Here is a 17,923-nt window from a genome sequence, read left to right as displayed (position 1 = left end):
GAATTTTGAGTAAAGGAGCGATATCAAAATGGCTCGAAAAAGCAGGGAAGAAGCAAAACAAACGCGCAATACGCTGAACCAGATCAGTTTGGAGCTCTTCATTAAAAAAGGCTACCAGAATACGACAATTGACGACATTTGCAAAAAAGCCGGGGTCACCAAAGGGGCTTTTTATAATCATTTTAAAAATAAAGGAGAAATCATCCTTAGTTCCTGGTTTGATCTTGATGAGGAAGTAATCACCAGAGTATCATCACAAACCTATCAAACTAATAAAGAAGAATTGATCGCCCTATGCAAAGAAATGTACAATTATGTAAATGAGAGCCGCAGAGAATGGACGAAGGCAATCTATACCTTGCAAATCAATGACGAACAACCTTCCTACATGATTTCGAAGGAACGGCGAATGTTTACCCATTTTAAAGTGATTATTCAAAAAGGACAGGAGCAAAGTGAATTCCGCCGCGATATGGATGCAGGATTTATCGCCCACATGATTCTCATTTATACTAGGGGAATTATCTTCGACTGGATGCTCCAGTCTACAGATAAATTAGGACCAGAACATATGACGCTGCTTGTCCCGTTTTTTGATACTTTTGATCCGAAACTGGAGTGTGTAAAACAATAAGGGCTACTTAATGACAAATACACGCCCGAGATTAATATGGTTAAAAGCCAGTCCTGATTAGATTATTGGGGCTGGATTTTTCAAAGTTAAACTAATGGTTTGAACTAGTTCAGCTTATTCCTATTTAGCTAACCCCTTGAATAGTTCAACTCCTGATTCAATCAGTTCATCACGGAAGTCATACTCCTGCGTATGAATATGTGGATAATCTTCCCCATTTCCAATAAAGCAAAATGCACCTTTTGTTAACTTTGTAAAGTGGCCAAAGTCTTCAGAAGCACGGAATGCTTCTTTCACTTCAACTAATTCCATTCCCTTTGCTTTTGCAACCAAACGAATTTTATCTGCACTTTCTTTATGATTGAACGTTTCCGGGAATTCATCATTATATTGGAAACTTACTTTTAATCCGAATTCTTCAGCCTGAACTTTTGCAAAGTTTTCAAGGTTTTCTTGTAGTCGATCCAACTCTTCTTCGTAAAGAGCACGTATTGTCATACGAAGATCCCCTTTTGATGCAGCAATACCAAAAGCATTTTCACCTACATCGATTTGTACAACTGTGCATAGGATAAGACCTTTGTTTTTTTTCGGTGAGGTGAAAACAGGAATCGCTCCGAGAATATTACCGATTGCGAAAGATGGATTGATCCCCTTTTCTGGCTGACTGGCATGGGTAGGAGCACCTTCTAGATGTATCGTCATCCCTCTAGATGCACACATTATCGTTCCATCGATAATCCCTATGATCTTGTAAGGAAATCCACTCATATTATGGTAGGCATAAATTTCATCAATATTGTGTTCTTTAATGAAATCAACACATTGAATAGCACCATCTCCTGTTTCTTCAGCAGGTTGAAAGAGAAAAAAGATATTTTTATCTGCACCCACTTGATCGATTTCAAGTGCAAATCCTGCTAGTGTTGCTGAGTGGCCATCATGACCACATTTGTGTGCTTTTCCAGGGTATTGAGAAGCCCATGGCAGTTCGATGAATTCATCCATAGGAAGTGCATCAAAATCTGCACGGAAAGCAATATTTGGTTTATCTGTTCCTGCTCGATATATTGCGTAAAACCAATTTCCTTTATCTACAAGTTCTAGTTCTGTATTCGCTTTCAAAAAATCCACTAAATGTTGTTTTGTCCAAACCTCTTCGTTAGAAAGTTCAGGATGTTGATGCAATTCGTGTCGTAGTTTTTTTGCCAATTTATAATTTTGAATTTTCATTTTATATAATCCCACTTTCTAAACTTTGACTTTCCTCTGTTGATTTTTGAGTTACAAGACTGACAACTACCGTTACGATTGCGTTAATGATTAACATATTTAAACCATTATTAATATCTAAAATAAATGAAGGTAGGTTCGGGAATAGTGTTGCCGCAGTTGTACCTGTCGCTGCGGAGTATAATGCTAATGATACACCTATGACAATACCACTGATTGCACCTTGCTTCGTAACAAAGTTTTTCTTCTGTAAACTAAAAATAAGAGCTGGGAATAGCTGCATAATAAAGTTATAGCTAATTAATTGCAGGAATACGATTGCACCGTGTGAATTTAATGATGTGTATATACTAATAATCGCTGCAGCAATTGCGAAAAGTCGTGCAATATTCATTTGCTTCCGAACTGAAGTATCTGGTTTCAACGGCATATAAATATTTGAAGCTATCATTGAACCAATTGTAATGAGCGCAACAGAACACGGCACTAAAGAAGCCAATACTCCCGCTGCTCCAATGAATCCTACAAACCATGGATCAAATGTTTCAAATACTAACTTAATTAATGCCAAATCACTTTCCGCTCCTGATAGAGTTGGAATCGCTAATATCGCAGTTAATCCGACAAGACATGCAAATAGCTGCATTAATGAATATAACGGCATTAAAATAGTATTTTTACGAAGAGCTTTGTCATTTTTCGCTGCAAAAGTCGATAAAAATGAATTTGGCCAAAGATATAACCCTAAACACATTAATATGACAGTAGAGACATACCATACAAGACTTAGACCTGTATCTGGAAATATTAATACTTGAGGCTTAACCTCTGCAACCTCCTTAACCATCGATCCAACTCCATCATAATAATGGAATGGGAAGTAAAGACCCAAAAATAGTAGCACACCAAACATAAGAATATCCTTAATAATGGCTACACGAGAAGATCCATGAAGTCCCGAAATTAATGTATAGATTAAGACAATAATACTTCCAAACCAAATTGCTGCACTAGAAGATATTGCCCCGTAGGATGCGACAGACACAATCAGCCCCATCCCCTTTAATGCCATTACTATTGTTGGAATAATTGCAATAGCTCCTACGATTGTAATAAGCTTCCCTAAAAACGGACTATTATATTTCTTCTCAAAAAAGTCTCCTTGTGAAATTAGATTATGCTCTTTACTATAATGTCTAATTTTTGGTAATAGAAAATAGCCAATAATACATGCGATCGAAATATATGACATGATATAAAGAGTCGCAATCCCACTATTATAGGCTAGTCCTACTAACCCAGTTAGAGTGAAGGCGGTAAAAAACTCCCCAGCTAATAAGAAGAAAGTAATGATAGCGCCCATGCCTCGTCCACCTAATGCCCACTCTTCCAATTTGTCATTTTTTCCTTTACCTGCTTTTATAGCTGTATACATGCAAAAGATAACAACGGCTATCATAATCATTAATGAAATATTCATTATGACACCTCCTCATCATGCTGATCAAGCCTATACAAAATAAATAGAATTAAAGAACTTAAAATAACCCACAATACGATCCAAAACATTGAAAAAGGCAGCCCTAATACAAAAGGTTTAATCCGATTCACTAAAGGTACACCGATAAGGAAAGCCACAACCGGAATAAACGCCAGAAAATAGAATGGTTTCAAATTAACCAACCTCCTCTACTTTTAATAAAGTTTTTACAAACCGTTTCATACGATTCATGACTTCTCCCAGATTCTCCATATATTTGAGTACATTTTATAAAGATGCAAGAAGCATGCCAATTATAAAACAATGATAAATCAGTACTTTCGAATAATTCTATGTTTGATTCATAATTCCATTCTGACTTAATGATTCTAATTGGACTCAAATTATGTCGAAGAACGTATAACTACGCCTTATTATATGCTATAGTTACTTGTATAGGAGTTCAAAATGAGTCGATTATGAATCAATACTGAGGGTTTAAAACTTTTCTGGCATGCGGTAATTACATATGAATCGAGGGAAATACTTTGACAGCAAAAGTCTTACAAAAATTTGATGGGCAATTACTTTTAAAGATTCTTAATTCATTAAAAGATCCTATTTGGATTATCGAAAACAATGGGAATGTATTGTGGGTGAACCAAGCAGCCGATGATTTTTTTTCAATCGGTGAACTGATTGGTCAAAATGTTTTTAAAATGGAAAAACAAGGATTATTTTCACCTTCTATCGCAAGGCTTGTTATCGAACAAAAACGGTTTATTAGTACCGCCCAGATTACTCAAAATAATGTTCAGTTGCTTGTTTCTGGTGACTACATTCCAGACGAGAACGGGGATATTCAATATATCGTTACCCATGCAAGACAACTATCCCAAGCTATCAATCAATCAAGTGAATTAGGAAAAGTTGAATCTATTTTACAACTATATAAACAGCAAATTCGCGAACTAATCTTGCAAAAAAATCAACAGAATGAAGATTTCTATGTCGGAAAAAGTAAAGCTGCCCAAACCATTTCTGTATGGTCTCAAAAGATTGCTGATATCGATACAACAATTCTATTAAATGGAGAAACAGGTGTTGGGAAAACAGCCTTGGCCTATCGAATTCATCAGCTAAGTAGTCGTAATAATAAACCGTTTATTCATTTAGACTGCGGTGCAATTCCAGAATCCCTCATTGAATCTGAATTATTTGGGTACAAAAAAGGGGCATTTACAGGGGCCAATGCGAATGGCAAACTCGGTTTAATTGCTGCGGCTGACCAGGGGACTATATTTTTAGACGAAATCGGGGAATTCCCTCTTCATTTACAATCAAAGCTTCTGCAAATTTTACAAAACAAGACATATCGAATGATTGGGGATAATCAAGTACAACAAGCGGATGTGCGAATTATTGCAGCCACCAATGTAAATTTAATGGAACGCGTTAAGGAAGGAGCATTTCGTAAGGACTTATTTTATCGGCTAAACATCCTTCCTATGAAAATTCCACCATTACGCGAAAGAAGAGAGGATATTATTCCACTTTTGAATTTGTACTTAGGTAAATTCGACCAAAAATATGGCCATCAACATTATTTATCCAAAAACTTAATGGATACCTTATACAATTACAGCTGGGAAGGAAATATTCGTGAACTTGAAAATTTAATGGAACGATTAGTGATTACATCTGCTGGGCCAAAAATTGATATAGATGATTTACCAAGCGACTTCCCCATTCAGCAGTCTCAACAATTACTCCTTCAAAACGTTGAAGAAGTGAGTTTACCAGTCTATTTAGATCAGATTGAAAAAAGCGTTTTAATTAAAACCTATAACGAAACGAATAGCACTTGGAAAACAGCCAAAAAACTAGGTGTATCCCAATCCTATATTATTCGTCGATTAAAAAAATTCAATTTGAGAATTAGTGAGAAGGAATTGGTTGAGATTTAGTTTTTGGTAAACGCAACGAGGAAAAGGAAACGCTTTAGTGTGAAAGAGGTCAACCCACCAAAACTATTCCACCTTTACCTTTAATAGCACCCCCACTCCACATGTGCCGAATGTATGTGGCAACACAGGGGGTGCTGGTGAGTATTTAGTCTATTGTTCCTGGACTGATTCTTCCTTAAATATTGATTTTGATAAACTATGGATAATATCTCCACGGCTTATTATCCCTACAACTCTACCTGCTCCATTCACTACTGGAATCTTTTTAAAATGATGTCTGGATATTAATCGTATAGCGCTTTCAAAATCATCATCAGGTGCTAAGGTCTTAATATTTTTCTTTATCATAATTTGCTCAATGGGAGTATTCATTCTTTCTCTTAAAATATCTTCTATTTTTTGGGCTTCTTCTACATACACAGTATAGTAAGTTAAATATAGTTTTTCTTTATGTGGAGAAAGAAAACGTACGATATCCCCATCTGAAACAATACCAACTAAATTTCCTTTATCATCAACGACTGGTACACCACCAATTCGATTACCTTCTAAAATAGAAATTAATTCTTTCACAGTCATTGAAGTCTTGGCTGTAATAGTTTTTCGAATCATGAAATCACGTACTTGCATTCAGATTTTTCTCCTTTCAAATTTCATATGTTTACTAATTATATAACCTTTACTTATGCTAAGAAAGAAAGCCTGTCTCCAGATTAACAATTATTCAGAAGACAGGCACCCTGAAAAAGATTTTTATTTATATTTAATATCATTGACAGACTTTAATCCAACGGAATGGCGAGTCTTTTTTTCCTTACCGCTTGCTAAAGCGAAGTAGGCTATGCCTCCTATGATAATAAGGGCAATACCAGAGATAAAAACACTGCCATAACCGAATGAGTTTGCTGCAATTCCCAGCACAAATGCACCAATAGCCATTCCTAAATCCATTGAATTGAAGAACAACGAATTGGCGATTCCTACACGATGTTTTTCAACAGAACTAATAACCTGTGTTTGAAGTATTGGTGTAACAGAGCCATACCCAATTCCAATGATTGCCCCTGCCAAAATCATAATGACTGCTGTTTGAGGCAATGAGAGCATAACCATCCCAATTGCAAATAAAATAATACAAGGATAAACAATTTTGTTTGCCCCGTAACGGTCAGCCCACACACCTGTAAAAGGCCGGAATACAAACATTAAGCCCGCATAAAGAATAAAGAACGTACTAGCGGCTTTTACAAGATTAATTTCTTGTGCATACAAAGCTAAGAATGAAGCAATACCTGAATATGCACATGCTAAAATAAATACGACAATGGCAAATGGTGCAGCTTTTTTACCAATCAAATCATTAAGATCAAATCCTTTACTTGTTTTAGAAACTTTTTCTTGCTTCCCTTGTTCTGGAACATGAATAACCATTGATAGAAGGATATTTAGTACTGAAATGATAATACAAATAATGTACGCTGTTTTGTATGCTCCAATATTAGCTAAGTTAAGACCGATAACCGGTCCAATAACCATCGCTAGTCCCATTGCTAATGAGAACCAACTCATTCCCTCTCCACGTCTTGAATCTGGAATGATTTCCGCACTGATTGTTCCTTTTACCGTAGTTATAACCCCAAAAGTGATTCCATGAATAATCCTTAGGATAAATAATGTCCAAATATTTGTTACAAATGGATAAAATAGTGTGGGAATAAAAAATGCTAATGCAGAATAAATCAGTATTTTCTTTTGTGATCCTACACTTACCCACTTCCCTGCAAATGGTCGAATAATAATAGCCGCAATTAAAAATAAGGTTAATAATAAACCAGCCTGATCCGCACCCCCGCCAAATTCTTTCGTTATTTGAATTGGAAGTGCTGTTAATAAGATATAAAATGCTAAAAAGATAAAAAAGCTGATAGTAGTGATATTTATAAAATCCTTCGTCCATAATTTTGGTCTATCCATCTCATGTTTCCTCCTTTTTTCTCTTGTCAATTGACTGATCTATTTAACGATGGTTTCCTTGAAATATAAGTGACTTATTTAGTATATATCTATTTGCCATGCACACATAATTGTATTTTTTATAGTATCTATGCATAATAGTAATACCACTGATTTACCGAGGAGAATGCCAAATGGATTTTGACCAACTTTTTTATTTCCATACAGTTGCAAAATATAATAGTTTTACAAAAGCCTCCGAAGAATTAAATCTTTCACAACCGGCGTTAAGCCGTTCAATTTCGCGTCTTGAAGAAGAAATTGGTGTCCCTTTATTCGAAAGAAAAAGCCGCGGGGTCGTTTTAAACCAATATGGGAAGGTTTTTCTAAGCCATGCAAACCAGGTATTATCAGAAATGAAAGAAGCAAAACAAACAATCCATGATATGGTCGATCCACACCATGGGACCATTTCACTTGCATTTATCCAAACACTTGGTTCCAGTTTTGTCCCTGATTTAATCAGTGATTTCCAAAAGGAATTTCCGAACATTCAATTTCAATTATCTCAAAATATTTCAAGTAAAATCTTAAAAGAAATAGATGCAGCTAACATTGACATTGGTTTCTGTTCGCCGCTCGAACCTCATGAAGGTCTGTGTTCCATTCCAGTTTTGTCCGAAGAATTATTCCTAATTGTTCCAGCTACCCATAGGCTGGCGGGAAAAAAGCAAGTAAATTTAAGTGAAGTAGCCGATGATCCGTTTATCTTTTTCAAGCCTCAAACAGCCCTTCATGATTTAATACAAAATCTCTGTAATGAAGCAGGATTTCTCCCTAGGAAGATCTTTGAAGGATATGAGGAGAGAACAGTCTCTGACCTAGTAGGAGCCAAATTGGGTGTTGCCATTGTACCTTACATCCCTAATCTAGACGAAAGTAAAATTTCAATGGTCCGTGTACAATCTCCAAAATGCTTTCGAGTAATCCAAATGGTATGGAGATTGAATGGATATATGTCTCCTGCCGTCATAAATTTTAAGAACTTTTTGGAGAAGAGGGCTATAGGTATTATAAAAAAATAAATATAAGTAGTATGTTAATAAATATATATAACAAAAAGGAGTGGGCTTAAGCTCCACTCCATCTTTTAGATTCGTATTTTAAAACAAACAGTTTTGAACACCTTATCCATAAATAGAATCCGTTCGATTAATAGGTAGTTGACCGAGATATTCTTCCAATGTTATGTTTCGACCAGCTATTTCCTTTGCTACCTCTTTTCCTACATAACGAATATGCCAAGGCTCATATTGATACCCCGTGATACTTTCTTTTCCTTTTGGAAATCGTATAATAAAACCAAAATCAGGTGCGTTTTGTACTAACCACTTACCTTCTTTTGTATCACCAAGGGATTGGCTGAGAGAATTACCTACTGATGGACTGGAAATATCTATGCTTAAGCCCGTTTGATGTTCGCTTTCGCCAGGTCGAGCACTAACCTGATTGGCGTTTGGATTCGCCTTTATATTTCTAGAAAAAAGATCGATTTGATAGTCGTAAGAACGATAGCCCGAAACACCAGTTAAATTGATTTTGTCTATCTCTGCTTTAGCGAATAAAGCATCAACTGCCTTAGCCGCTTCTGGTCGCATTAGTTTTTGTTGCCGGAATTCTGAAAAGTAAAATGGAATATCTGTTACAGTTAAATTTTTAGGAACATAGGAAGGGAGGAGTGCATTAAATTTATTTACTAACACCATTGTATTATCGGGATTTTGTACTACTTTATAGTTTGAAGATAACAGCTTTTGTAAAATTTCTTTTGTTTTGGGTCCATATACGCCATCAGCAATTAATACTTCAGGGTATTTATTTTGTAAATCCAAGATAATTTTTGAAGTTATAGGACCATAAACACCGTCCGGTTGAATATTAAAACCCATAGATACCAATGCTTGTTGTATTCTTACTACATTGGGACCATGGCTTCCAATACCAAATACTCCCTCTGGCAGGGTTATTCCAAGTGGTGCAGGGATTATTAGTGTTTGTCCGGGATATATTAAATCACTTGTTAAATGGTTAGCAATCTTTATATTCTGGACAGTAGTATTAAACTTATTAGCAATTGTATATAAGTAATCTCCTGGTTTTACAACATAAGATATAGCTTCTGGAATAGTTAACGATTGTCCAGGATATATTGAATCGCTTATTAAATGGTTTGCATTCTTTATATTTTGAATGGTTGTATTAAATCTCTTTGCAATTGAATACAGCGTATCTCCCTTTTGCACAACATAATTTATGGTTCGATACCCTGCAGTCCAAGTGTTATTCCAAAACACATACCTCACTCCCTTAATAAATCCTACATAATAAGGTATGTATAATAAATGAGGGAGTGTTAAATTATTGGGACTCATTCTTTTCCAAAGTTATCAAGCAATGCACGCACTTCATCTGTTGATTTCGTGTTCATCAATTGATTTCTTAATTCAGCAGCTCCAGGGAATCCTTTGACATAAATTTTGAAAAAGCGATGAAGCCCTGTGATTGAACGTGGCAGTTCTTCCGCATATTGATCTTGAAGATCAAGCTGCAGTCTTAAAAGATCAAGGTATTCATTACTGCTATGCTCTTTTGGCTCTTTTTCAAAAGCAAAAGGATTTTTAAAAATACCTCGCCCGATCATAACTCCATCAATACCATATTGTTCAGCAAGCTGCAGCCCAGTTTGACGGTCAGGAATGTCTCCATTGATTGTTAGCAGCGTATTTGGTGCGATACGGTCACGTAATTTTTTGATTTCCGGAATTAGCTCCCAATGCGCATCTACTTGGCTCATTTCCTTTCTTGTACGTAAATGAATAGAAAGGTTCGCAATATCTTGGTTAAAAATATGCGTTAGCCACTCCTCCCACTCCTGAACATCCTTATTGCCAAGTCGTGTTTTCACGCTGACAGGCAGTCCGCCCGCTTTTGCTGCTTGAATAAGTTCTGCCGCAACGTCTGGACGCAGAATAAGGCCACTACCTTTGCCTCTCGATGCCACATTCGGTACAGGGCAGCCCATATTAATATCGATGCCTTTAAATCCTAGCTCTGCCATGCCAATACTCATTTGACGGAAATTTTCGGGATTATCCCCCCAAATATGTGCCACGATTGGCTGTTCATCTTCTGTAAAAGTCAAACGGCCACGCACACTTTTCATGCCCTCTGGATGACAATAGCTATCCGAGTTGGTAAACTCTGTGAAAAATACATCCGGTCGACCGGCCTCACTTACTACGTGACGAAAAACAACATCTGTCACATCTTCCATTGGTGCAAGTACAAAAAATGGTCGTGGTAAATCACGCCAAAAATTTTCTATCATATTTATATTCAAATCCTCTCATTATCGGATACCAGACCAATCCCTTATCCCAAAATAAAAAAGCAGAATGTCCCTGCTTCTCTTACACTTATACCATGCTTAGGCACTTTTTATCAAATTGATCGGAAATCTTTACTTCCATTATAAAAGTACCCGACAGGGCAGACCTTTTTTAGTGTCTACTCTATCGGGTACAGTTTATATTTTTGTTAACCATTTTTTAATTGGTTTCATTATAATGGTAGCCGGGGTAATCAGCTTGGTACTGTTTCGAATCGATCAACCCATTGTATCGTTAATAAATTCGGTAGTCTGGATATTTCATGATGAATCTGAATATATTTTTTACACTTTACGGTCGCCACACACTCAATAAAAGAATGACGATCTTCAATCAATACTTTATAACTGCCTACATTCGGTAACGAATAATTCGGTAGTATACCATTCTTTTGACAATACTTAGTTTTATAAAAGCCTCCCAATAGATTGGGCAATTCACTAAGCTTTCGTTCTGTTAAGTGCTTCCGAATCAAAGTCGAACTAATCTTTTGATTATTCCACTTTAGCTCCTCGACAACAGTTAGGCCTACTTGCTGTGTAGCTGCATAAACTGCCAGTGTTTTAACAGTACCACTTGCTTTTGCCCCATATGTATAGTCGAAACCGCAAATAATTTCCTTAGCATTCAAACCTATAATATAATCATCTAAAAAATCGTTCGCTTCTACCTTAGCTAATGCCTTTGTAAATTCTACGATATAAAAAATATCCACTTCCAACTTTTCTAACTTTTCAACTTTTTGTTCTAGTGGCTCTAGATATGAGATTTCTATATTCGAAAATAACACACTTTTTGGATGCGGGAAAAAAGAGAGAACCGCTAGTGATAAATTTTGTGCCTGTGCTTTTTCTTTAGCTGTTTGAATTACACTTTGATGCCCTAAATGCACACCATCAAAATAACCAAGCGCCATTGCTGAATTAGGAGATGATTGTCTAATCTCATGTAAGTTATTAGCATCCACATAGATTACCTTCATTGCGATTCTCTCCTTTTTCGTTTATGTGTCAATTTAATACATTAAGTCCGTCCTGATCCAATCATTCCCACTTTGTGCTTTACTATTTTTTCACTACTTCATTCGAGATGTTAACATTTACTTTTCCGAGTAAACCGAAGTCCACTTCGAATTCATCGTCTGTTTCAAAGGTAACAGCTTTTGATAGGGCTCCTGATAAAACAAACATGCCTGGTTCGATAGAAATGCCAAATGCACTCACTTCATTTGCTAACCAAACAACCGCATTGAGTGGGTTACCTAACACTGCCGAGCTCGTTGCTTCGTCTAAAAATTCACCATTTTTCTTCACAATCATTGGAATATTTGTAATGTCTTCGATATCTTTAAGTAGTGTACGCTTTTCACCTAAAATTGCACCTGCTGAAGAACCATTGTCTGCCACTGTATCCTCGAATTTTATTTTCCAATTCGCGATACGGCTATCGATTACTTCTACTGCTGGTACAACATAATCCGTTGCATCGATTACATCCTGCACCGTCACTTTTGGCCCTTTTAACTCTTTATTGAAAACAAATGCAATTTCAAACTCTATCTTTGGTTGAATAAAAGACTCAGCAACTAAACCACCTGCCTCGTCATATACCATCGTATCTAAAATAAATCCGTAGTCTGGTGTATATACATTCAACATTTCTTGCATCGCTTTACTTGTTAAACCAATTTTTAGCCCTTTTACAGTCGCCCCTGTGTCAATCTTTTGACGAATTTGCGCTAATTGCACTGCATAAGCATCAGCAACTGTAATATTTTCATAGGTTTCAGTTAATGGTGCAATTGGCTGTTTCGTACGTTCTGCTTCAAGCAATGCTTCTGCCATTATTTTAATATTCATAGACAATTCTCCTTTTATGACTTAACTGTTTCTACCTCAGTCAATTGACGATATTTACCACTGAAGAACAATAAGGGATCTTTATCCTCAAGATGTAGACCTACTACTTTACCGATGAATAATGTATGGTCACCTTCTACATGTTCTGATACGACTTGACATGCGATTTGAGTGATAGCCCCTTTTAATACCGGTAGCCCAGCTAACGTTTCAAACACTACTTCTTCGCCAGGTTTCCCAGCAAAATGACGTGAATAATGCTCTTGATCTTCCGCTAAAATATTTACTGTATATTTTTTAGATTGTGAAACTTTCTCTAAGAATTTTGCTTTATGTCCAATAGAAATTAAGACAAGCTTCGGATCCAATGATACTGACATGAAACCATTTGCTGTCATTCCATGCGTTTCTCCCTCGTTTTCAGTTAATAGAACCGTCACGCCTGTAGCAAACTTTCCCATTGCATCTCTAAATAAACGATCATCCATCCCAATTCCTCCATTCTTAATCGAATAATTTAATCATAATTGAGTCTATTAAATATTATCATGGTATTTTTTATTGAAAATTCAGTCAATAGCAATAAAATTTACACAAAACCAAATATGAATTTTTTGTGAATTTTTTCTTTGATAAACTCAGATTTATCAATATATCACAATGTCAAAAATTACCCTTTTTGGAATTAGAATTTGGTTTTGTTTTTTTTGTTCTCTATCAAAACACAAATTAGTATCATTCTTTTTTTTCTTGTAAATCTCTTTTTTTTCAAATAGAATTCTTTTCATGGAAGATTCGTAGTCCGAATTTTCCGATTAGACACTAGTATTTTTTTTAAGAAAGTAAAAAAAATGCTGAAATGAATGAGTTTCTTGCGAAACAAATGGAGGTGTGAAACGAACCAAATCATTTTTTGAAAACGCTGACATCACCTAAGAGAGAATATGAGACATGAATTTTCTTTTTTAAATTCAGAAAAAACTAACAATTTAACAAGGAAACAAAGTGGATGGTAAAATACGGTGATACAAGGGGGATTTTCATGCGTTGGGTTGTATTAGGATTTTTATTCTTGCTATCGGTTTTAAACTATACTGATAAATCAGTACTAGGATTAGCCGCAGAACCAATCATGACTGAACTAAATTTATCTTACGATCAGTTTGGTTTAGTGGGAAGTAGCTTCTTCGCTGCATACGCTGTCGGAAGTATTATTTTAGGGACGTTAACGTATCGCTTCAACTCAAAATATTTATTAATGATGATTGCTGCTGGATGGACACTTTCATTAGCAAGTGCTTATTTTGTCGAAACGTTAACACAATTAATTTTGCTGCGCATTGTCTTAGGTTTCTTCGAGGGTGCTACACTCAGTTTTTGCCTAGTACACCTTGCACGATGGTTCACTAGTGTACAGCGTGGTGTCGCTACAGCTATTATGACTTCTGGTACAACAGTTGGTACGTATTTAGCTGCACCACTTTTAGTAATGGGTATTACAAACTTTGGTTGGCAGCATACTTTCGCATTGTTAGGGGTAGCAAGCTTTGTATGGGCACTCTTCTTCTTGTTTATGAGAGACGAGCCAAAGCAGCCACTGGTCGAAGACGTAAAGTCTTTAGCTTCTAACAAGGAAGTACCGTTCAAGTATATTGTAAATGTAATCACCAACCCGTATGTATTATCAATTGTACTTGTAGGTTTCGTGTCAATGTGGATTACAACTTGGGTTCTTACATGGGCACCAACTTACTTAACAAAAATCGTTGGTCTCAAACCACAAAGTATGGGCTTAATATTCGCTGGAATGGGTATTACAGGTACAGTATTCGCAATTGGTGTAGGTAAATTTACAGACTACTTATTCAAGAAAAATAAAAGCCTTATCAAATCTTATGACCGTGTATTAATTACAGTATTACTTGTTGGTGCGGCCTCTTACGCAATGACCACCATTGTATCTTCACCAGTTTTAGCTTGTATTTTCTTAGGATTGGGCTTAATAATGAACACAAGCTTATTACCGTTAAATACCACGATTAAAACGTTAATCATTCCGAAAAACTTAGTAGGCAGTGTAACAGGTATTTCATTATCTATTGCAAGTATGGCTGGTATCATCGGTCCATGGATTACTGGTTACTTAATTACACTTGCTGGTAATGATATTCGCTCTGGCTTCAACTCAGGGGTGTTATTTATAGTTGGACTATACTTTGTATCTGCAATAGTGATATTAGTTACTCGTAAATTTAAAATGACAGCAACTGAAAATGAAGATGTAAATCTTGCTGCTAAAGAAGAGCAAGTGAACTTAGACATTGTTGTAGAGCAATAAAATTCAACATGGGTTTACCACATAAGAAAAAAGACTGTAAACAAACTCAGGAAGTGAGTTTGTTTTACAGTCTTTTTTGATTAATAATGGTATTCACTAAGTATGAGTGCTTGATTTTGCTTTTATCGTGCAAATTCCTCAAAGTTTAAGCTATCCGACAATATGAGTGCCTGAATGACTAATAAGGTATATGCGGCTGTTGATGCGTTTTTTAGTGAAATTTGCAGCTGTTCCTCAATCTGCTTTATGCGATATTGGATCCCGCCGATTGATAAGGTCAACTCATCCATCGTTTCTTTTAAGCGCTGGCTATTTAATAAATAAACGTAAAGCGTGTGCAACAATTCTTTTTTACGCACATCATTGAAATTGTATAAGTCTTTTAATGTCTTTTTCGCCATTTCATGTAGCTGCTCAACACTCATGTTCTTTACGATATCGCCGAGCATTCCTAAATCTTGGTAATCTGTTAGTAGCTTTTGGTTTGGGAACCGCTGTGCGACACGCGCCTCTTGCAGAGAACGTTCGAAATCTTTAAAGTTGTTAAACGTTCCGCTAAGCCCTATTGAATATTTATAATTGCTATTTTGCTTCTCCATCTTTTGAAAAATTTTCGTGATTTTCTTTTGCCACCCTTGCTTATCGCTATTTAGTGAGTTAAGGAGAGCAATTTCTTCCCCGAGTACTGCAAAAATACAAGGTAATTCCGACTCTTTTGCCAGCTTAGACAGCGCTGTTAGCTGGTCATGAATGTCAATAATTTCGTCATTTTTCTTTTTCTTTTTCACACTAATAATACCTGTAGAAAACGGTGGCTGAAACTTAAACGGTAAGAATTTATAGTAAGATTCGATATCTTTAATATTTCGATTATGAATTAAGCGCTCTAATAGCGAGCTACGCAAACGTTGTTGCTCTTCAAACTGCGTCTCCTCGTATAAAATACATAACGCCACGACCGTTGAAATCCGTTCTAAAAATAAGTGGTCGTTTTCATCCATATGCTTCTCATCAAAGTAAACAAACGAACACGTGGCATAACTTTTTTTATTAATAAGAACAGGTGCCGTCAACTTCCAATACTTATCCCCTTGATAATGCAAAACATTATGCTTATCGACAAAATGCGATAACTTCGCCTTATCTTTTTTTATTACTAGCTGCTGTTCTTCCGTTAAACCAATTTGACTTAACGGAGTGCCGTGAATATCCTCAATTAAAATTGGGATGTTCAACAGCTCATACGCAGCCTGTACAATTTCATCCATCGAATGCTTATCTGTTACTTTTTGTGTAAGTTGACCTTGAAATATCGAAATTTTTTCGAGCATTTGCTTATGATGCAAAAGTGCATCATACGTCATTTCGAGCTCGGAAAGAATGTTGTCGTTCTGATAAAGGTCTATAAGATCCTCCTTCTCTTTGAGCCAATCGCGCTCCAAACGAACTTTAAACTCGCAGCATGGGTCCCCTTTTGCGACGCACTTGTACTCAACGGCAATAATTGACTCGCCAAACTCATATGTCAATGCACCACTTGCAAAGCCGCATAACATATGACATACACATTCATTTGCTACACCGTAATTTTTAAGGTGTAATGCTGCTTCGAATGATTCTACCCATTGTCCCCACGTATCGATACATTCAATCGTGCCGTCCGGATGGCGCACAATTTCCCCCATGAAAATAACATCTTTTACATGACCTAAGCGCGAATGTCTTTTACCGACAGCATTCATCGAGTTCTTATTTTGGAGCATATTTTTTGCTGATTCCTCCCCAAACTCTTTACCAAATCGGAATAAAAAACCTTTCGTTTTATGAGAGCCAATGTTGTTAAATAAATTATTTTTTAATGTGTGGAAGGCATTTGCCGACATTAAAATATTTTTCGTTTCGCTAGAATCAAATGCTATTTCACTCATTAAAATCACTTCCCCTTTGTTTTTCTATTTCCCATATTACAAAAATAAAATTCATTTTTCAATAAATTTTAAAGATTATTACTATTCATTCAATAAAAATCGCTATGACGTTAGAATTTTTTAACAGTTATACTCAAAACAGAAAATAACATCACATCCAAGGGGGCAAATTGATGACAATTTTTGAAGGCTTTTATAATAGTTTCGTATTAGCAAACGGTGTACGTACACATTATTCCTGGGCCGGAACAGAGGGACCAGCTGTAATTTTACTACATGGTGCTGGACCTGGGGCTTGCGGCGCAGCGGGTTGGCGTTTGATGTTACCTGCATTAGCAAAAGCCGGCTTCCGCGCATACGCAGTAGACCAACTATCAATGGGCTTCACAGATGCACGCCCTCACGCATGGCCAGTACGTGGGCATCAAAGCTTAGTGGATCATGTACATGATTTTATTGAAGCATTATGCCTCGATGAAGTATCACTTGTCGGCAACTCACAAGGTGCTTACGTTGCAGCTAAATATGCAATTGACCATCCTGAAAAGGTTAATAAGGTTGTATACATCGGCAGTAATACCATTTATCAGGCGATGCAAGAAGTACCCGAAAGAAAGCTGCGTTCATTCTTAGAGGTGATTGGTTACGACTATACAGAAGAATCGTTACGTAAATTTATGTATCGCAATTCAAGTGAAGACACAGTCATTCCTGAAGAACTCATTCAACTACGTCATCAAGCGGCAACTCGCCCAGGTATAAAAGAATCAAATCAAGCATTCGATGCTTACTTAGCAAAAATGAATGAAGATCCAAAGCTTTGGGATCGATACTGCATTAAAGATTCATTCCCAAAATTAAAAATCCCTGGCTTATTCATTTGGGGTAACCAAGATACTGTTGCACCAGTTGAGACAGGTTATAAGCTGGAAAAATTATTACCGAACATTAAATTCGAATATATCGAAAACTGCGGTCACCAAGCACAAACTGACCAACCAGAAATCGTGAACAAACTTGTCATTGATTTTTTAGCAGTGGAAAAAGATCAAGCAGTTACAGCACAATAACTTATTTTTGAA

The 17,923-nt window shown here is 36.4% G+C and carries 16 protein-coding genes; 5 read left to right on the top strand and 11 right to left on the bottom strand.

What is annotated here, in order from left to right; genetic code table 11:
- The first annotated feature begins 28 nt into the window (after positions 1 to 28).
- Entirely contained in the window at positions 29 to 634 is a 606-nt protein-coding gene (locus BDR01S_RS08240; RefSeq protein ID WP_066251412.1) for a TetR/AcrR family transcriptional regulator, read from the top strand.
- A 120-nt stretch (positions 635 to 754) separates the two neighbouring features.
- Here BDR01S_RS08240 and BDR01S_RS08235 read toward each other — a convergent pair whose 3' ends face one another.
- Genes BDR01S_RS08235 through BDR01S_RS08225 form a run of 3 tightly spaced genes read right to left on the bottom strand, consistent with a single transcriptional unit; the run spans position 755 to position 3,541 of the window.
- On the bottom strand, positions 755 to 1,846 hold the full coding sequence (locus BDR01S_RS08235) for a M20 metallopeptidase family protein (protein ID WP_235846519.1): 1,092 nt from the start codon (positions 1,844 to 1,846) through the stop codon (positions 755 to 757).
- Positions 1,847 to 1,868: 22 nt separating this feature from the next.
- Positions 1,869 to 3,347 (bottom strand): sodium:solute symporter family protein, encoded by a 1,479-nt coding sequence (locus BDR01S_RS08230; RefSeq protein ID WP_066251406.1) that lies wholly within the window; start codon positions 3,345 to 3,347, stop codon positions 1,869 to 1,871.
- Positions 3,347 to 3,541 (bottom strand): DUF3311 domain-containing protein, encoded by a 195-nt coding sequence (locus BDR01S_RS08225; RefSeq protein ID WP_066251403.1) that lies wholly within the window; start codon positions 3,539 to 3,541, stop codon positions 3,347 to 3,349. Before BDR01S_RS08225 ends, BDR01S_RS08230 begins: the two co-directional genes overlap by 1 nt.
- Before the next feature lie 354 nt (positions 3,542 to 3,895).
- Here BDR01S_RS08225 and BDR01S_RS08220 point away from each other — a divergent pair, with 354 nt between their 5' ends.
- Positions 3,896 to 5,314 (top strand): sigma-54 interaction domain-containing protein, encoded by a 1,419-nt coding sequence (locus tag BDR01S_RS08220; protein WP_066251401.1) that lies wholly within the window; start codon positions 3,896 to 3,898, stop codon positions 5,312 to 5,314.
- 150 nt (positions 5,315 to 5,464) lie between these two features.
- Here the strand turns inward: BDR01S_RS08220 and BDR01S_RS08215 are convergent, their stop codons facing one another.
- Complete coding sequence (locus BDR01S_RS08215) at positions 5,465 to 5,944, bottom strand: CBS domain-containing protein (protein WP_066251399.1); 480 nt, start codon at positions 5,942 to 5,944, stop codon at positions 5,465 to 5,467.
- Between the two features lie 123 nt (positions 5,945 to 6,067).
- Positions 6,068 to 7,288 (bottom strand): MFS transporter, encoded by a 1,221-nt coding sequence (locus BDR01S_RS08210; protein WP_066251397.1) that lies wholly within the window; start codon positions 7,286 to 7,288, stop codon positions 6,068 to 6,070.
- Positions 7,289 to 7,461: 173 nt separating this feature from the next.
- Here BDR01S_RS08210 and BDR01S_RS08205 point away from each other — a divergent pair, with 173 nt between their 5' ends.
- Entirely contained in the window at positions 7,462 to 8,352 is an 891-nt protein-coding gene (locus tag BDR01S_RS08205) for a LysR family transcriptional regulator (protein ID WP_066251394.1), read from the top strand.
- A 102-nt stretch (positions 8,353 to 8,454) separates the two neighbouring features.
- On the opposite strand, the gene BDR01S_RS08200 is transcribed toward BDR01S_RS08205, so the two are convergent.
- The 5 genes from BDR01S_RS08200 to BDR01S_RS08180 all read right to left on the bottom strand — a co-directional run bounded on the left by BDR01S_RS08200 (position 8,455) and on the right by BDR01S_RS08180 (position 13,063).
- Positions 8,455 to 9,621, bottom strand: a complete 1,167-nt coding sequence (locus tag BDR01S_RS08200; RefSeq protein ID WP_066251392.1) for a D-alanyl-D-alanine carboxypeptidase family protein — start codon at positions 9,619 to 9,621, stop codon at positions 8,455 to 8,457.
- A gap of 74 nt (positions 9,622 to 9,695) precedes the next feature.
- Positions 9,696 to 10,655 (bottom strand): tRNA dihydrouridine synthase, encoded by a 960-nt coding sequence (locus tag BDR01S_RS08195; protein ID WP_066251389.1) that lies wholly within the window; start codon positions 10,653 to 10,655, stop codon positions 9,696 to 9,698.
- 254 nt (positions 10,656 to 10,909) lie between these two features.
- Complete coding sequence (locus BDR01S_RS08190) at positions 10,910 to 11,698, bottom strand: FAD synthetase family protein (protein ID WP_066251387.1); 789 nt, start codon at positions 11,696 to 11,698, stop codon at positions 10,910 to 10,912.
- Between the two features lie 82 nt (positions 11,699 to 11,780).
- Positions 11,781 to 12,575: a 2-keto-4-pentenoate hydratase gene (locus BDR01S_RS08185; RefSeq protein ID WP_066251384.1), complete on the bottom strand. Its 795-nt coding sequence runs from the start codon at positions 12,573 to 12,575 to the stop codon at positions 11,781 to 11,783.
- 14 nt (positions 12,576 to 12,589) lie between these two features.
- Positions 12,590 to 13,063, bottom strand: coding sequence for a flavin reductase family protein (locus BDR01S_RS08180; RefSeq protein ID WP_066251381.1), 474 nt, complete (start codon positions 13,061 to 13,063; stop codon positions 12,590 to 12,592).
- A 554-nt stretch (positions 13,064 to 13,617) separates the two neighbouring features.
- Between BDR01S_RS08180 and BDR01S_RS08175 the strand changes: the two genes are divergently transcribed.
- A complete protein-coding gene (locus BDR01S_RS08175) occupies positions 13,618 to 14,913 on the top strand; it encodes an MFS transporter (protein WP_066251378.1) in 1,296 nt (431 codons plus the stop codon).
- Positions 14,914 to 15,035: 122 nt separating this feature from the next.
- On the opposite strand, the gene BDR01S_RS08170 is transcribed toward BDR01S_RS08175, so the two are convergent.
- Positions 15,036 to 16,841 carry a V4R domain-containing protein gene (locus tag BDR01S_RS08170; RefSeq protein WP_066251374.1) on the bottom strand — a complete coding sequence of 602 codons (1,806 nt, stop codon included), beginning with the start codon at positions 16,839 to 16,841 and terminating at the stop codon, positions 15,036 to 15,038.
- A gap of 173 nt (positions 16,842 to 17,014) precedes the next feature.
- On the opposite strand from BDR01S_RS08170, the gene BDR01S_RS08165 reads away from it, so the two are divergent.
- A complete protein-coding gene (locus BDR01S_RS08165; protein ID WP_066251372.1) occupies positions 17,015 to 17,911 on the top strand; it encodes an alpha/beta fold hydrolase in 897 nt (298 codons plus the stop codon).
- The last annotated feature ends 12 nt before the right edge of the window (positions 17,912 to 17,923 follow it).

This window comes from Neobacillus drentensis NBRC 102427, from assembly GCF_001591445.1.
In the GTDB taxonomy this organism is placed as follows: domain Bacteria; phylum Bacillota; class Bacilli; order Bacillales; family Cytobacillaceae; genus Neobacillus; species Neobacillus drentensis.
Note: the sequence above shows the minus strand (reverse complement) of the source record. Positions and strands in the feature narration are given on the sequence as shown.

What these genes read in the sequence shown, in the direction of transcription:
- BDR01S_RS08240 (WP_066251412.1), top strand. Translation starts at nt 29, where the DNA reads ATGGCTCGAAAAAGCAGGGAAGAAGCAAAACAAACGCGCAATACGCTG.
- BDR01S_RS08230 (WP_066251406.1), bottom strand. Translation starts at nt 3,347, where the DNA reads ATGAATATTTCATTAATGATTATGATAGCCGTTGTTATCTTTTGCATG.
- BDR01S_RS08215 (WP_066251399.1), bottom strand. Translation starts at nt 5,944, where the DNA reads ATGCAAGTACGTGATTTCATGATTCGAAAAACTATTACAGCCAAGACT.
- BDR01S_RS08210 (WP_066251397.1), bottom strand. Translation starts at nt 7,288, where the DNA reads ATGGATAGACCAAAATTATGGACGAAGGATTTTATAAATATCACTACT.
- BDR01S_RS08205 (WP_066251394.1), top strand. Translation starts at nt 7,462, where the DNA reads ATGGATTTTGACCAACTTTTTTATTTCCATACAGTTGCAAAATATAAT.
- BDR01S_RS08195 (WP_066251389.1), bottom strand. Translation starts at nt 10,655, where the DNA reads ATGATAGAAAATTTTTGGCGTGATTTACCACGACCATTTTTTGTACTT.
- BDR01S_RS08190 (WP_066251387.1), bottom strand. Translation starts at nt 11,698, where the DNA reads ATGAAGGTAATCTATGTGGATGCTAATAACTTACATGAGATTAGACAA.
- BDR01S_RS08185 (WP_066251384.1), bottom strand. Translation starts at nt 12,575, where the DNA reads ATGAATATTAAAATAATGGCAGAAGCATTGCTTGAAGCAGAACGTACG.
- BDR01S_RS08180 (WP_066251381.1), bottom strand. Translation starts at nt 13,063, where the DNA reads ATGGATGATCGTTTATTTAGAGATGCAATGGGAAAGTTTGCTACAGGC.
- BDR01S_RS08175 (WP_066251378.1), top strand. Translation starts at nt 13,618, where the DNA reads ATGCGTTGGGTTGTATTAGGATTTTTATTCTTGCTATCGGTTTTAAAC.
- BDR01S_RS08170 (WP_066251374.1), bottom strand. Translation starts at nt 16,841, where the DNA reads ATGAGTGAAATAGCATTTGATTCTAGCGAAACGAAAAATATTTTAATG.
- BDR01S_RS08165 (WP_066251372.1), top strand. Translation starts at nt 17,015, where the DNA reads ATGACAATTTTTGAAGGCTTTTATAATAGTTTCGTATTAGCAAACGGT.